Source organism: Streptomyces sp. NEAU-sy36 (assembly GCF_013423905.1).
GTDB classification, from domain to species: domain Bacteria; phylum Actinomycetota; class Actinomycetes; order Streptomycetales; family Streptomycetaceae; genus Streptomyces; species Streptomyces misionensis.
The window spans coordinates 6,645,800-6,660,457 of sequence record NZ_CP058977.1 but is presented as its reverse complement, the minus strand read 5'-3'; the positions used below and the strand labels follow the sequence as shown (position 1 = coordinate 6,660,457).

At 71.3% G+C, this 14,658-nt stretch carries 10 protein-coding genes and 1 pseudogene; 8 read left to right on the top strand and 3 right to left on the bottom strand.

The window, feature by feature from the left end; genetic code table 11:
* Positions 1–296: 296 nt before the first annotated feature.
* The 6 genes and pseudogenes from HZZ00_RS28890 to HZZ00_RS28865 form a co-directional block, all read left to right on the top strand.
* Positions 297–2,558, top strand: coding sequence for an ATP/GTP-binding protein (locus HZZ00_RS28890; protein ID WP_257585441.1), 2,262 nt, complete (start codon positions 297–299; stop codon positions 2,556–2,558).
* A 119-nt stretch (positions 2,559–2,677) separates the two neighbouring features.
* Positions 2,678–4,270 carry a PucR family transcriptional regulator gene (locus HZZ00_RS28885; protein WP_180329178.1) on the top strand — a complete coding sequence of 531 codons (1,593 nt, stop codon included), beginning with the start codon at positions 2,678–2,680 and terminating at the stop codon, positions 4,268–4,270.
* Between the two features lie 151 nt (positions 4,271–4,421).
* Positions 4,422–5,867 (top strand): aldehyde dehydrogenase family protein, encoded by a 1,446-nt coding sequence (locus HZZ00_RS28880; protein ID WP_180329177.1) that lies wholly within the window; start codon positions 4,422–4,424, stop codon positions 5,865–5,867.
* Positions 5,868–6,424: 557 nt separating this feature from the next.
* A complete protein-coding gene (locus tag HZZ00_RS28875; RefSeq protein WP_180329176.1) occupies positions 6,425–7,024 on the top strand; it encodes a hypothetical protein in 600 nt (199 codons plus the stop codon).
* A complete protein-coding gene (locus tag HZZ00_RS28870) occupies positions 7,021–8,130 on the top strand; it encodes a hypothetical protein (protein WP_180329175.1) in 1,110 nt (369 codons plus the stop codon). Before HZZ00_RS28875 ends, HZZ00_RS28870 begins: the two co-directional genes overlap by 4 nt.
* 229 nt (positions 8,131–8,359) lie before the next feature.
* A pseudogene (locus HZZ00_RS28865) lies at positions 8,360–8,476 on the top strand (IS5/IS1182 family transposase); the annotation flags it as partial.
* 47 nt (positions 8,477–8,523) lie between these two features.
* Here the strand turns inward: HZZ00_RS28865 and HZZ00_RS28860 are convergent.
* Positions 8,524–9,756: a hypothetical protein gene (locus tag HZZ00_RS28860; RefSeq protein WP_180329174.1), complete on the bottom strand. Its 1,233-nt coding sequence runs from the start codon at positions 9,754–9,756 to the stop codon at positions 8,524–8,526.
* Positions 9,757–10,110: 354 nt separating this feature from the next.
* The gene (locus tag HZZ00_RS28855) at positions 10,111–10,698 is read right to left on the bottom strand and encodes a TetR/AcrR family transcriptional regulator (RefSeq protein ID WP_219013957.1); all 588 of its coding nucleotides are present in this window, start codon (positions 10,696–10,698) and stop codon (positions 10,111–10,113) included.
* Between the two features lie 81 nt (positions 10,699–10,779).
* On the opposite strand from HZZ00_RS28855, the gene HZZ00_RS28850 reads away from it, so the two are divergent.
* Entirely contained in the window at positions 10,780–11,955 is a 1,176-nt protein-coding gene (locus HZZ00_RS28850; RefSeq protein ID WP_257585438.1) for an FAD-dependent monooxygenase, read from the top strand.
* Between the two features lie 184 nt (positions 11,956–12,139).
* A complete protein-coding gene (locus HZZ00_RS28845) occupies positions 12,140–14,077 on the top strand; it encodes an acyl-CoA dehydrogenase family protein (protein WP_180329173.1) in 1,938 nt (645 codons plus the stop codon).
* 43 nt (positions 14,078–14,120) lie between these two features.
* Here the strand turns inward: HZZ00_RS28845 and HZZ00_RS28840 are convergent, their stop codons facing one another.
* A complete protein-coding gene (locus HZZ00_RS28840; protein ID WP_180329172.1) occupies positions 14,121–14,579 on the bottom strand; it encodes a lamin tail domain-containing protein in 459 nt (152 codons plus the stop codon).
* Between the last annotated feature and the right edge of the window lie 79 nt (positions 14,580–14,658).

The following is a 14,658-nucleotide window of genomic DNA, read 5'->3' as shown; positions in this document are numbered from 1 at the left end:
GGCTAGGACGGGTACGGGGCCCTGGGCATGCTCCATGTGGGCGTTGTCCCGCCCCGCCCTTGTCCGCGGTGGACATAGCGAGCGTATGACCCAACGGGACCGGCCGTCCGCGCCGACGGCCGTGTATGCGGTGAACTCCCCTTCCCGGGGCACTACATTGCTCGCTGACGGTGCACGGAGCGGCTGGTCAGGGGGCAGGGCGGATGCAGAACGAGGGAAAGCGGAACACACGCGGCACCCGGACCGGGCCGGTGCCACATCCATCGCCTCCCATGGAGGCCCCGGCGGTGCCTCCCATGCCGTCGGCGCCCCCCGGCGTGCCGCCGCAGACCGGCTCGGCGTTTTTGCAGTGGCTGCGCACCCCACGGCCGGAAGCCGCTCCCGGTCTGTGGCGTTTCGGGTACCGTCCCCGACCCCAGGAGGCCGGGGGCCGGGTCTCCGACCGCGCGCTGCTGACGGGGGCGGTGGGCGCCCTGCTCGCGGCGCTGCTCGTGTGGTCGTTCTGGGTCAACAACCTGGTGCCGCACAAGCGGATCCTGCTGGAGCTGGTCACGCCCCGCGACTGGTGGGGCCTCGAACGACCACGTGCCGCCATCACCGCCAGCGCCGTGTACGACAGCCTCTTCGCCACGCTCGTGCTGTACTACTTCGCGCGCGTGGGCAACTGGAAAGAGGTGCTCCGCCGATACGTGATCGACCGTCCGCAGCCGTCGCGCGCGCTGCGCGCGGCCATCCTCGGCGTGCTCATCGCCTGGCTGGTCGCCTGGCACGGACTGCTGTCCTACTACAAGCTCGCCGTGAGCCTGACACCGGCCGACTGGCTGTTCCTGCCGGGTGACCCGGTCGGCACGGTGGACCGGCTCAAGATCCTCAAGACCGTGCTCACCCTGCTGGTTTTGTGTCCCTTCGCCCTCGCGGGCGACTGGAAGGGGCTGATCCGCGACATGCGACGCGGCCGGTCGGCCACCGCCGAACCGGAGGTCGCGCCGCCCGCGGCCGGTACGGACTGGCCCGAGCTCCAGGCGTACGGCCAGCACGCCGTGGCCGAGCGGCTGTCGGAGGAGGCACGCACCGGACGGATGAACGACGTGGACTGCGCGAGGATCCGTCGCGCCTGGGCCTCGGTGGTGGCCGATCCGGCGCGGCTGGACGCCTTCGCTTCCGCCGTGTTCAGAGACGGCGCCGGAGCCTGCCCGCATCCCTCCGGGCAGCGCGACCTCCCCAGCCGCACCACCACCCACGACCTGCTGACCTCCCAGGTGCGCATCGGCCGGTACGCGGACACGGAGCGCACACCTCCCGCCCACCGTGCCGCGGGCGCCGCCGTGGACCCCGGCACACTGGGCACGTCCCTGTTGGTGGTCGGCCCCTCCGGCGCGGGCAAGACCACGCGTCTGGTGCGGCCCATCGCGGAGTCCCTCGCGCTCCAGGCCCTCGCGGGGCAAGCGGCGCTCGTCATGGTGAGCGTCGCCGGGACGCCCGTGGGAGCAGAGCAGGGCTACGACATCGTGATCAAGCCGGGGGACCGGACGTCCGCGTACGACCTCGATCTCTACGGCGGGACGGACGACCCGGACGAGGCGGCCGCGCTTCTCGCCGACGCTCTGGCCGGAGACTGGTCAGACGTCGAGCTACGGCGCGCGGTGACCGTGCTGACGCAGCTTCTGGGACCGTTCCGCGCCGTCCACGGCCGGTACCCGTCCGTCTCCGAGCTTCGGGGGCTGCTGGACGGAGAGCCGTCGGCACTCGACGGGCTCAAGGCGATGCTCGACCCGCACAAGCACCCCGCACTGCGCCGGGAACTCGACGCACGTGCACGCCAGGCGGGCATGCCGGGGGATGTCGGCATAGTGCTTGCCGACCGGCTGGGCTGCCTGGACCGCCCCGCGTTCGCGGGTTTCTTCGACACCTCCGCCGAGGCGCGGCCCTTCACGCTGCGGTCGCTCGACCACCCCCTGAGGGTGCGGATCGACCTGCCGGAGCGGGCCCATCCCGACGCTGCCCAGTTGCTGGGCCGGCTGGTGCTCGCCCAGTTCATGGCCGGCATGGCCGCTCGGGCGGACCGCTCGCTCTTCGCCTGCCTGGTCCTGGACGACGCGACACACGCGATCACCTCCGGATCCGTACGTGCCCTGCGCAGGCTCCGGGACAGCCGTGCCGGAGTGGTGCTGAGCCTGCGGTCCCTGGCCGATGTGCCGGAACACCTGCGGCAGCCGCTGATCGCGGCCGTCGGCTGCCACGCCGCCTTCTCGGGCATCACCACCTGGGAGGGTGCGCTGTTCGCCCAGGCGTGGGGCACGGAGTGGGTGGAGACGACGGAGGTCGCCAAGCACACCGTGTTCGCGAACCAGCCGTTGACCCGGCTGATCCACGCAGTCCGGAAACTGGGCACCGGCAAACCGGTCACCACGGACGCCGTCACCGTCCGCCAAGTCGAACGCGAGCGCTGGTCCGCGTCCGAGTTGGCGCACGGGGTGCCGGCCGGGCACGCGGTGTTGTCGTTGAGCAGTGTGCGGGGGGAGCACGCGCCGCCGTTGCTGGTGGATCTGCGGGGCTGAGGGCCAGCGGGCGATCGTACGGTGAGGCAGAATCGGCGTAGGCCGTTCATACGCGGCGGCCAAGACTCGGCACTCCGCCACCAAGATCCAGCACTCCCGCCACCCACCGTGAAGGCCCGATGCCCCCGACCCTCGCCTCGCTCGTCCACCACTCGGCGCTGAAGCTGACCGTGCGCGCCGGCGAGGACCGCCTCGACGTGCCCGTGCGCTGGGCACACGTCAGCGAGCTGGCCGACCCCGTGCCGTACATGGAGGGCGGCGAGCTGCTGCTGATCACCGCGCTCAAGCTGGATGCGGAGGACCCCGAGGCCATGCGCCGGTACGTGCGGCGGCTGGCCGAAGCAGGCGTGGTCGGGCTGGGGTTCGCCGTCGGGGTCAACTACGAGGAGATCCCCGAGGCACTCGTCACCGCCTGCGCGCAGGAGCCGCTGCCGCTCCTGGAGGTGCCCCGCCGCACCCCCTTCCTCGCCATCAGCAAGGCCGTCTCCGCCGCCATCGCCGCCGACCAGTACCGCGCGGTCACCGCGGGCTTCGCCGCCCAGCGCGAGCTGACCAAGCAGGCCCTGAACGCCGGCCCCGAGGGCCTGCTCGCCGCGCTCGCCGCGCAGGTCGACGGGTGGGCGGCGCTGTACGACGCCTCGGGCACCGTCGTCGCCGCGGCCCCCGAGTGGGCAGGCCGGCGCGCCGCCCGGCTCACCGGGGAGGTGGAGCGGCTCCGCGAGCGGCCCGCCCCCGCCTCCTCCGTGGTCGGCGGCCCCGAACACGAGGACCGGGTCGAACTCCACTCCCTGGGCACCGGCCGCCGCCCGCGCGCCGCGCTCGCCGTGGGCACCGCCGCCGCCCTCGGCACCGCCGAGCGGTACGCCGTGCACTCCGCCATCGCCCTGCTCACCCTCACCACCGAGCGCTCCCGCTCCCTGCACGCCGCCGAACAGCGCATCGGCACCGCCGTACTGCGCATGCTGCTCGCCGGGGAGCCCGACCACGCCCGCGCCGTCGCCGGGGACCTGTACGGCGGGCTGCTGGACGCGCCGTTCCGGATGATCGTCGCGGAGTCGGTGCCCGGGCCGCGCGGCACGGCGGGAGGCGGTGACCGGCTCGGCGTCCTCGCGGAGACCGTGGAGGCGGCCGCCGCGCGTTCCGGCGAGGCGGTCCTGGTCGTGCCCGAGGGGGAGCGGCTGGTGGCGCTGGCCGCGGACGGCGGCGCCGCGGTGGCCGCCTGCACCGGCTGGGCGGCGGAACTGGAGGCGGCCCGCGCGCTGCCCGAGCACGCCGCCGCCGACGAGGACGACATCGTCGTCGGACTGTCCGCGCCGGCCGGTCCGATCGCCGCCGCGGCCGCCTACAAGCAGGCCGAGCAGTCGCTGTCGGTCGCCCGGCGCCGGGGCCGGGTGCTGGTGGAGCACGAACAGCTGGCCGCCGGCTCGGTGCTGCCGCTGCTCGCGGACGACGCGGTGAAGGCGTTCGCCGACGGACTGCTGCGCGCGCTGCACGAGCACGACGCGACCGGCCGCGGGGACCTGGTCGCCTCGCTGCGGGCGTGGCTGTCCCGGCACGGGCAGTGGGACGCCGCCGCCGCCGACCTGGGCGTGCACCGGCACACGCTGCGCTACCGGATGCGCCGGGTCGAGGAGATCCTGGGACGTTCGCTGGACGACCCCGACGTCCGCATGGAGCTGTGGCTCGCCCTGAAGGCCACTTCCGCGGAGTAGTGGTCCGCCGGGCGGCGAGCAGTAGTCCATTCAGTAGTACCGGGGCCGTCTACTGCTACGGCACGGACAAGCGACCCCCGGTCCCCGCCGCCCTACCGTGGAGCACGAAAGCCAAGGACGCCCCCAAACGCGGAAAGGCCGGGAATCGCACATGACTTCCACCCACGCCTTCTGGCTCGCCGGCCGCCAGGTCACCGGCGACGACACCTTCGACGTCACCTCGTCGTGGGACGGCCGGCTCGTCGGCACCGTCAGCGTGCCGACCGACGCCCAGGTCGAGGAGGCCGTGGCCGCCGCGTACGCCGTCCGGGACGAGTTCGCCGCGACCCCGGCCCACGTGCGCGCCGCCGCCCTCGACCACGTGGCCAAGCGCCTGGTCGAGCGCACCGAGGAGATCGGCCGGCTGATCTCCGCCGAGAACGGCAAGCCCATCAAGTGGGCCCGCGGCGAGGTCGGCCGCGCCGCGTCCGTGTTCCGCTTCGCCGCCGAGGAGGCCCGCCGGTTCAACGGCGGTGACGCCCAGCGGCTCGACACCGACGCCGGCGGCCAGGGCCGCCTCGCCCTCACCCGGCGCTTCCCCCGGGGCGTCGTGCTCGGCATCGCGCCGTTCAACTTCCCGCTGAACCTGTGCGCCCACAAGGTCGCCCCGGCGATCGCGGCCGGCGCGCCGATCATCCTCAAGCCGGCCCCGGCCACCCCGCTGTCCGGCCTGGTCATCGGCGAGCTGCTGGCCGAGACCGACCTGCCGGCCGGTTCCTGGTCGATCCTCCCGGTCCCGAACGACAAGATGCCCGCCCTCGTCCAGGACGAGCGCCTGCCGGTCATCTCCTTCACCGGTTCCGAGAAGGTCGGCTACGCGATCATGGACTCGGTGCCGCGCAAGCACTGCACGCTGGAGCTCGGCGGCAACGGCGCGGCCGTGGTCCTCGGCGACTACGCGTCCGACGCCGACCTGGACTGGGCCGCGAACCGCATCGCGACCTTCTCCAACTACCAGGGCGGCCAGTCCTGCATCTCCGTGCAGCGCGTGATCGCCGACGCCGCTGTGTACGACCGGCTGCTGCCGCGCGTCGTGGCCGCCGTCGAGGCCCAGGTCACCGGTGACCCGAACGACGACAAGACCGACGTCGGCCCGCTGGTCAGCGAGGACGCCGCCAAGCGTGTGGAGTCCTGGGTGACGGAGGCCGTCGAGGCCGGCGCCACGCTGCTCACCGGTGGGGTCCGCGACGGCGCCTCGTACGCGCCGACCGTGCTCACCGACCTCCCGGCGGACGTCACCCTCGCCCACGAGGAGGTCTTCGGGCCGGTCCTGTCCGTGCAGAAGGTGGACGGCGAGACCGAGGCGTTCGCCGCGGTCAACGACTCCAAGTACGGCCTCCAGGCGGGCGTGTTCACCCACGACCTCCAGGCCGCCTTCCGCGCCCACCGCGCCCTGGAGGTCGGCGGCGTGGTCATCGGCGACGTCCCCTCCTACCGCGCCGACCAGATGCCGTACGGCGGCGCCAAGCAGTCCGGCGTCGGCCGCGAGGGCGTCCGCTCCGCGATGGAGGACTACACCTACGAGCGCGTCCTGGTCCTCACCGGCCTCGCGCTCTGACCCACCGGGACGGACCTGCCCGGCGGAGCCGCTAGGCGTTCGGCCCGATCCCCTGGGGTCCGGCCTGCCACGGACAGGTCGGAACGGAACGGCCGCAGCCCACTGTGCGGGGGCTGCGGCCGTTTCCATCTCCAGGCGTCTGAGCTGCTGAAATGGCCCGAACTCGGCCTTGATCAACAAATCCACGGGAACACCACGGGAACACGGGCTACTCTTCCGCCCCATGGCGAGCGCCGTAAGCCGGTAGACGCATGGCGACGGAGTGTTTTCGACCGGGTTCCGGAGTCCGTTGCCGAGGCACGCCATCTGGTGACGGAAGCTGTGGCGAAGTGGCAGATGGAAGCCGTCGCCGACAGGGCCGAGCTGGTGGCCTCCGAACTCGCCATCAACGCAGTCGTGCACGCCCGGCGCGAGCCATTCCGTGTGACGCTCCGCCGCCTCGGCGACCACGCGGTACGCAGCAAGGTAGTGACGAGGTCCACGCTGCTCATTGCTTCGCAACCGGAGTGTGCCAATCGGCGAACCAATTCGGCACGAGTCAAGTACGGTCATGGCGCATGGAGGCAGAAGAGGCTGAGCGAGTACTTCGAACGGTGCACAAGGCGGCCACCCGCGCCGGCGATCGGCTGGAAAGCGAGATTGGCTCTTCCTGGCGGGACGCTTGGAGAACTGATGCAGCTCCCGCACGCGCCGTGTTAAAGGATATTCCGGACGAGTTCGACGCCAGTGTGGCCAGTGTAATGGCCGGGTGTGCCGAATTGGTCTCCAAGGACCATCCCTATCCGGACCCGGACGCAACGTTCGCTCTCAACGCGATTCTCAGAATGCGCTCCCCCGAGCGCAACATTGTGCAGAAGGCCGAGTTGCTGGAGTTGGCCAGGCCGCACCTCGGCTTTGCCATTGACGACCTCGACAACCCTTCGGGTGAGAAAATTGGCGGGCGTCCGCCCGGTCCAGGGTTCTATCAAGGTGATCAAAGTGTGCCGCGTCGTGCCGAGGCCGGCGCCGGGGAGCAGCGCAACGCCACAACGCCATCGGGACTGAACTCGGTGCATGACGGCTCCGTTTCCGAGGTCGCCGGCCCCTACAGCGATCTGCGTGAGCCTTGGTATCGCCGTCTGCTGCGCCGGAACCGGGGCGACGGTAGTCCACGGTGACCGGGCTGGTTCAGAGTGCCCTCGGTGGCGGGCGTGCCTTGCTGGTCGGCTGGCTCCTGCCCAGCTTGATCAACGTGCTCATCTGCGGTTTCGTGGTGGTGCCGAGACTGAGCAGTTTCGCAGAACTGGGGACCGAGAAGGGCCAGGCTGCGATCTTCGGCCTGGTTACCACGGCGGTTCTCGGCTTGGTCCTTGCCGCTCTGCAGACGCCGCTCTACCGCATTCTTGAGGGATACCGCGGTTGGCCCCGGTGGCTAGCCCACGCGCGTCGCCAGCATCATCTGGCCCGCAAGCACCTGCTGCATAATCGCGTGGACGCCCTGGCCCTGGTTGAGCAGGAAAGAGCAGGCCACTTGGCCGTTGCCGACGAGTCTGTGCTTGCAGCCTTTCGCGCGCACCCGATCATCAGCCGCTACCTGACTGCGGACATCCGCAAGGGTGATGCCTGGTTCGCGCTCCTCCACGAGCAGCTTCACCGCTACCCCCTGGACGATCGACAAGTCACCCCGACTCGGCTCGGCAACGCGATCCGTCGCTTCGAGGAGTACGGCTATGACCGCTACCGGCTCGACTCGCAGGTGCTGTGGCACGAACTCAACGCCGCGGTACCGGACATGGCGCGCCAGCAGACCGATGACGCCCGGATGAGCGTCGACTTCTTCGTCAGCCTGCTCTATGGGCACCTACTGGTAGTTGCGGCCGCCATCGCCGACCTCGCCATCGGGAACGCTGTACGCCCCTGGCTGGTCGCCGCGACCATTGCGGTTCTGCTGCCGCTCACGCTGCTTTGGTATCGCCTGGCGGTCGTGGCCACCGACGAATGGGCCGGCGCGGTGCGGGCCATGGTCAACCTCGGGCGACACCCTCTGGCCGCTGCGCTCGGCCTCACGGTCCCCGACAGAGTCGAGGAGGAGCGTGCCATGTGGCACCTGGCCAGCGACCTCGTCCGCACCGGATTCCACCCGGGACAGACCGCGCTGGACACCTACAGGACCGCTTCCGGGGAGCCGAGGGTGAGGGGCGAGCCGACGCCAACCCAGCCGACCCTGCCCGCGGCTCGCCCGTCTCCAGCCGCAGACGGCACATCGCCAAGACCGCCAGGTTAGGGCGGGTCATCTGAGGTATGACGAGCGTCGCCACGGTCGCAACAGGACGGCGGCCTTGGCGGCCCGCCAAGTAGCGATATAGGCGGGCGCCGACGGGTGGTGGTCCGGAGTGTCGTCCGGTGGAGGCGTGGGCAGCACGTAGGCACCAGGATCGTCGTGAAAGAGTCTTCGTCTCCCGTGGGACCGCAGCTGCGGGCCCGTGCGTGCGCCGCCCTGACGTCCGTCATAGCCCCAGCGCCTCCACGCGGACAAAGCCTACGACCGAACTGACCTGCGCAAATGGCTACGCGGGAAGCGCATCGGCGTGCGCATAGCCCAAAGGCATCGAATCAGCGAACGATTGGGCTGCTGCGGTCCAGGGCGGACTCCAGCACCCGCTTGATGCACCGAAGGTCACGGCGGGTCGATACTGAAGACCACTCGGTGGCCTGTGTACTCGTTCAGCCCCCACAGACGGCCCGAGGCGGTGCTGTACGAGAGGTTCTGCGTGAGGCTGGGTGAACGCGTGATGACGGAGGACGCGCCGCCTGACGGCGACGCTGGTGCCCGGTGGATGCATGAGTAGGCGCCGGTAGCGATGGGGTTCGCCACCCAGCTCGTGGGGCACTCGCCGGCCATGTAATACCAGGTTCCGTCGGTGGCCACGCCCTGCATCTGGTAGACCGGCGTGCTGTAGGCGGCGCTGGCCGTCGCCGTGCCGATGGTGGAACCGTTGTCGGCACGCGGCAGATCGGTGCTGTCGTTCAGGGGCCACCGGATGACCCTGCCTCCCGCACCCGCATCGTGGGTGCGGTACTCGCCCGAGATCAGGGCAGGCCCGTGGGACGAGCGGTCGAGGCTCAGCGAACCCAGGCATGCCCTGCCACTGCCGCCGGCGCATGCGCGCGGGTTCAGGCTCCGGTCGCCTGTGTAGTAGCGACCTTGCAGCGGCAGGGCCCACTGGTGATAGCGGGCCGAGGACACGCCCCCTCGGATGCCGACGTAGTCGCTAGAGGTGGAACCCATCTTCCACAGGTACTGCATGTCGAAGACGAGCAGTTCGCCGCCGTTGGCCACGAACAGCTTGTTGCCGTACCAGACGATGCCGTCGGCATGGATGTTGGTGACCGGTATGAAGTCACCCGAGTCGGCGTTACCGGTCGGCTGTACCAGCAAGACGTGGCCGTAGGTGACCGAGGTACCGGTGGACTCAGCGATGGTGATGCGACCGAACTGGTTCTCGGTGGTGCCGTCGCCGTAGTACCAGGACGCGAGGTAGAGGCTGTGGCCGTTATAGGTGCTGCCCGTCGCGTCGTGGGCGGCGGTCAGGCCCTGGGGGTGCCAGCCTCCGCTGCTCGAGTAGGCGCTGGTGTTGTCGTCGGTCGTGTCCCAGCAGAATCCGTCGTACTTGAGAGATCCGTCCAGGCCGGTGTCATGGCACAGCGCCGCCCGTCCGGTGTGCTGCCCGGACTGCGCCACCTCCAGGGGCGTCACCCTCGTGACGGTGCCGCTCTTCTCGGCCCCACGGATGGCGTCGCCGTAGGCGTCATAGTCCGACGTCGGATCGATGTTCAGCTTGAAGGAATTGACCGTCGAGGACGGCAAAGGGGCGAAGGGCGTGGCGGCCGCAGCCGGCGGTGCGGACATCAAGGTCGCTGCGGTAACGGTCAGGCCCGCGCACACGGAGGCCCCCCACAGACGCCAACGTATCGAAAGACCACGTAATTTCACTGGCGCATGGTACTGCTGGCACAACCAGCCGTTGCCCGCCGCAGTGGGCCCGGCGCCGGCGGCGTCTACCGGGCCCACCAAGTTGCTCCAGACCGGCCTGGAACGTGTTGGTACGGGCTGAGGCGGGGAGCAGAAGTGCAGGTCAGGGTAAAAGTCCAGGTCAGCTTTCCTTTGGCTGAAGTCCGCGCTGTTCACCGGCCAAGGGCGTCGGTGCGGTGTGAGAACGTCCGGACGGCTCCGGCCGGTTCGCCCCCTTCCGGCCCGGCCGGCTTACCCGTGAAGCGGCCTCGTGAAGCCGTGCAGGACGGCGAGGAGGTGGGCGCGGAGTTCGGTGGAGGTGGGTGGGGGCGCGCCCGCGCCCGCCAGCCGGTCGAAGACGAGGCCGTCCAGGAAGGCCACGAACACCGGTGCCTGGGACGGAGGATCGGACGCGCCCGCGGCGGTGAGCAGTTCTCGGGCCACGGCCCGGTGGGCCTTGCCCGCGGTGGCGAGGACGGTGTGCAGTTCGGGTCGCCGCGTGGACTCCAGGGACAGTTCGTAGCGCGCCAGCATGCGTTCGCGGCCGGCGGTGACCAGGTGTTCGACGAGGTCGGCGACGGCCGCGGCGATGGAGGCGAGGTCCGCCGGTTCCGTGATGGCCGGGCGCTCGGCCACATCGGCGAGATCGATCTCGGCCAGCCGGTCGACCGCCGCCCGCAGCAGCGCCTGCCGGGTGGGGAAGTAGTACGAACACGTCCCCGCAGGCACCCCCGCCGTCTCTTCGACGGCGCGATGGGTCAGACCGCGCATCCCCGCCCGGGCCAGCGTGCTGATCGCCGCGTCGGCCAGGCGCAGCCGTCTTGTCGTGGGCTCGGCCACCGTGTCCCTCCCTGCCTGTGCGCCGACACTCTACAGATGTAGCATTCCCGGCGACTACTACAGATGTAGAGGATGGGTGCGGTGGGTGGAGGAGCGGCGCGTCCGGGTGGGGTCCCGGGCCGCTCGATCGTGGCCGGGGCGGGGATCGGCGGCCTGGCCGCGGCCGTCGCGCTGGCCCGGCACGGATGGCGGGTCGAGGTGCTGGAACGGGCCGCCGGATTCGGTGAGGCCGGATCGGGGCTTTCGGTGTGGCCCAACGGGGTCCGTGCGCTGGAGGCCCTGGGACTTGGCGAGCGGGTCCACGCGCGTGCCCTCGTGGAGACCCGGGCCGGCATCCGGGACGTCTCCGGCCGCTGGCTGTCGCGCACGGACACCGAGGAACTGGCACGCCGCCACGGTCCGCTGGTGATGATCCACCGTGCCGACCTGTTCGACATCCTGCGCGCGGCCCTTCCCGAAGCGGCCCTGCGCACCGGCACACGCGTCGACGCCGTCACGGACCACGGCACGCACGTGGAGGTGCGGCACAGCGGGGGAGTCTCGCGCGCCGACCTGCTCGTGGGGGCCGACGGCATCCGCAGCACCGTACGGAGGGCGCTCTGGCCGCAGGCCCCCTCGCCCCGCTACGCCGGATACAACGGCGTGGCGCACCATCGTCGACCCGGGCCGGCCGCTGCACGTGGGCGGAGAGACCTGGGGGCGCGGCGAACGCCTCGGTATGGCCCCCTCGCCGACGGCCGCGTCTACCTCTTCGGTGTCGCCAACGCTCCCGCGGGGCAACGCGGTCCCGGCGGCGAACTGGCCGAGATGAGGCGGCGCTTCGGCGGCTGGCACGACCCGGTACCGGAGCTTCTGGCCGCCGCCACCGAGGACGCGGTGATGCGCCACGACATCTACGAACTGCCCCCGCTGGACAGCTTCGTCCGTGGCCGGTGCGTGCTGCTCGGCGACGCCGCGCACGCCATGACACCCAACCTCGGGCAGGGCGCCAACCAGGCCCTGGAGGACGCCGTCACCCTGGCCGCGCTGCTGGCCGTCCACCCTGACGCGGACTCCGCCCTGGCCCGCTACGACCGCGAGCGCCGCGCCCGTACCCGGATGATCGCCCGGCGCTCCCGCCGGATCGGGGCCGTGGCACAGTGCGGCCCGACCCCCGTCTGTCTGGCACGCGACCGGCTGCTCCGCCTGACCCCGTCGTCGGCCATGCAGGCCGCGCTCGCCCCGGTCCTCGGCTGGCGGCCGCCGTCACCGGAGTGAGCCCGGGAAGCGGAGGGAGGGCGCCCGCCGGAAGCAGACCCGTGCGCGGCAGAAGCGACCCGAACGGCCCCGCCGTCCCCGCGCGGGGTGGCGGGGCCGTCCCTTTTCAGGTACCAACGACCCAGTAGCACTGGTCGGTAACGAACGGTCCCAGTCGTCCCTCTTCGCGGCGAGGTGAGCCCCCATGTCCGCACCCACCACGCACCGCAGCACCGTCACCGAGCGCGAGGCCCGTCAGGTCGCGGAGGCCGCGCGGGAGCGGGACTGGCGCAAGCCCAGTTTCGCCAAGGAGCTGTTCCTCGGGCGCTTCCGGCTGGACCTCGTCCACCCGCACCCGATGCCCGCCGAGGAGTCCGTACGGCGCGGCGAGGAGTTCCTGGCCAAGCTGCGCGCCTTCTGCGAGACGGAGATCGACTCCGCCCGCATCGAGCGCGAGGCCCGCATACCCGACGAGGTCGTGGCCGGCCTGAAGGAACTCGGCGCGCTCGGCATGAAGATCGACCCGGAGTACGGCGGCCTCGGCCTCACCCAGCTGTACTACAACAAGGCGCTCGCCCTGGTCGGCTCCGCGAGCCCGGCGGTGGGCGCGCTGCTCTCGGCGCACCAGTCGATCGGCGTGCCCCAGCCGCTGAAGATGTTCGGCACGCAGGAGCAGAAGGACGCCTTCCTGCCGCGCTGCGCGCGCACCGACATCTCCGCCTTCCTGCTCACCGAGCCGGACGTCGGCTCCGACCCGGCGCGCCTCGCCACCACGGCGGTCCCGGACGGCGACGAGTACGTCCTGGACGGCGTGAAGCTGTGGACCACCAACGGGGTCGTCGCCGATCTCCTGGTCGTCATGGCGCGGGTGCCGAAGTCCGAGGGGCACCCGGGCGGCATCACCGCGTTCGTGGTGGAGGCGGACTCGGAGGGGATCACCGTCGAGCACCGCAACGCCTTCATGGGGCTGCGCGGCATCGAGAACGGCGTCACCCGCTTCCACCGGGTGCGGGTCCCGGCCGGCCACCGCGTCGGACCCGAGGGCGCGGGCCTGAAGATCGCGCTCACCACGCTCAACACCGGCCGCCTCTCGCTGCCCGCGCTGTGCGCGGGCGCCGGCAAATGGTGTCTGAAAATCGCCCGTGAATGGTCGGCGGAGCGAGAGCAGTGGGGGAAGCCGGTCGCGCTCCACGAGGCCGTGGGCGCCAAGATCAGCTTCATCGCGGCCACCACCTTCGCCCTGGAGGCGGTGCTGGACCTGTCCTCCCAGATGGCCGACGAGGACCGCAACGACATCCGCATCGAGGCCGCCCTCGCCAAGCTCTACGGCTCCGAGATGGCCTGGCGGATGGCCGACGAACTGGTCCAGATCCGCGGCGGACGCGGCTATGAGACCGCCGCCTCCCTCAAGGCACGCGGCGAGCGGGCCGTACCCGCCGAGCAGATGCTGCGCGACCTGCGCATCAACCGCATCTTCGAGGGCTCCACGGAGATCATGCACCTGCTGATCGCACGCGAGGCGGTGGACGCCCACCTCTCGGTCGCCGGCGACCTCGTCGACCCGTCGAAGTCCCTGCCCGACAAGGCGAGGGCGGGGGCGCACGCGGGCGTGTTCTACGCCAAGTGGCTGCCGAGGCTGGTGGCCGGGCCGGGGCAGCTGCCCACGTCGTACGGCGAGTTCCGGCACGGCGTCGACCTGTCCTGCCATCTGCGCTACGTCGAGCGCGCCGCCCGCAGGCTGGCCCGCTCCACCTTCTACGGCATGTCCCGCTGGCAGGGCCGGATGGAGACCAAGCAGGGCTTCCTCGGGCGGATCGTGGACATCGGAGCGGAACTGTTCGCGATGAGCGCGGCCTGTGTGCGGGCCGAGCGGCTGCGCACCCGGGACGAACACGGGCGCGAGGCGTACCAGCTGGCCGACGCCTTCTGCCGCCAGGCCCGCGTCCGCGTCGAGGAGCTGTTCGCCCGGCTGTGGACCAACACCGACGCCCTCGACCGGAAGGTGGTCGAGGGCGTCCTCGGCGGCGCCTACACCTGGCTGGAGGAGGGCATCGTGGACCCGTCCGAGGACGGCCCGTGGATCGCCGACGCGACCCCCGGACCGGCCACCGCGGACAACGCCCGCCGGCCCTACGGCGACTGACGCGACGCGCCGGACGGGCCCGGACGGCACCGGGCCCGGGCGATCAGCAGTACTTGTCGCTCGGGTCCCGCGTCGTCCAGGAGCACGAGGAGACCTTGGCGCCGCTCGCCTTGGTCAGCGTGGCGGTGTCCTTGTCGTTGTTCCAGACGTAGGCGCGGCGGCCCTGGTACTTGTCCGTCGTGGTGTCCTTGCCGCTGCCGGTGTGGATCTTCATGTACTTCCCGGCGCCGATCTTGACGTTCGGGAAGACGTACTTGTGGTTCGAGGCGTCCTTGAGCACCCAGCCCTTGAGGGAGACGGCCGAGCCGCCGGTGTTCTTGATCTGCACCCACTCGGCGTTCAGGCTCGTGTTCGAGCGGTTGTCCGAGCCGGGGCTGTCGAACCAGACGTGGTGGATCCGCACGCCCCCCGCGGCCTCGGCCGGGGTGCTGAGCAGGGTGCCGGCGAGCAGGGCCGCACCGGCGAGGGCGGGCAGGGCGGCGCGCAGCCGTATGGTCCGCATGGAGATATCCCCCCAGGATGTCGTCCGCGAGAAATGCGAGAGGTCGGTGGCGCGAAAGCGCAGACCGAAGTGTTATCAC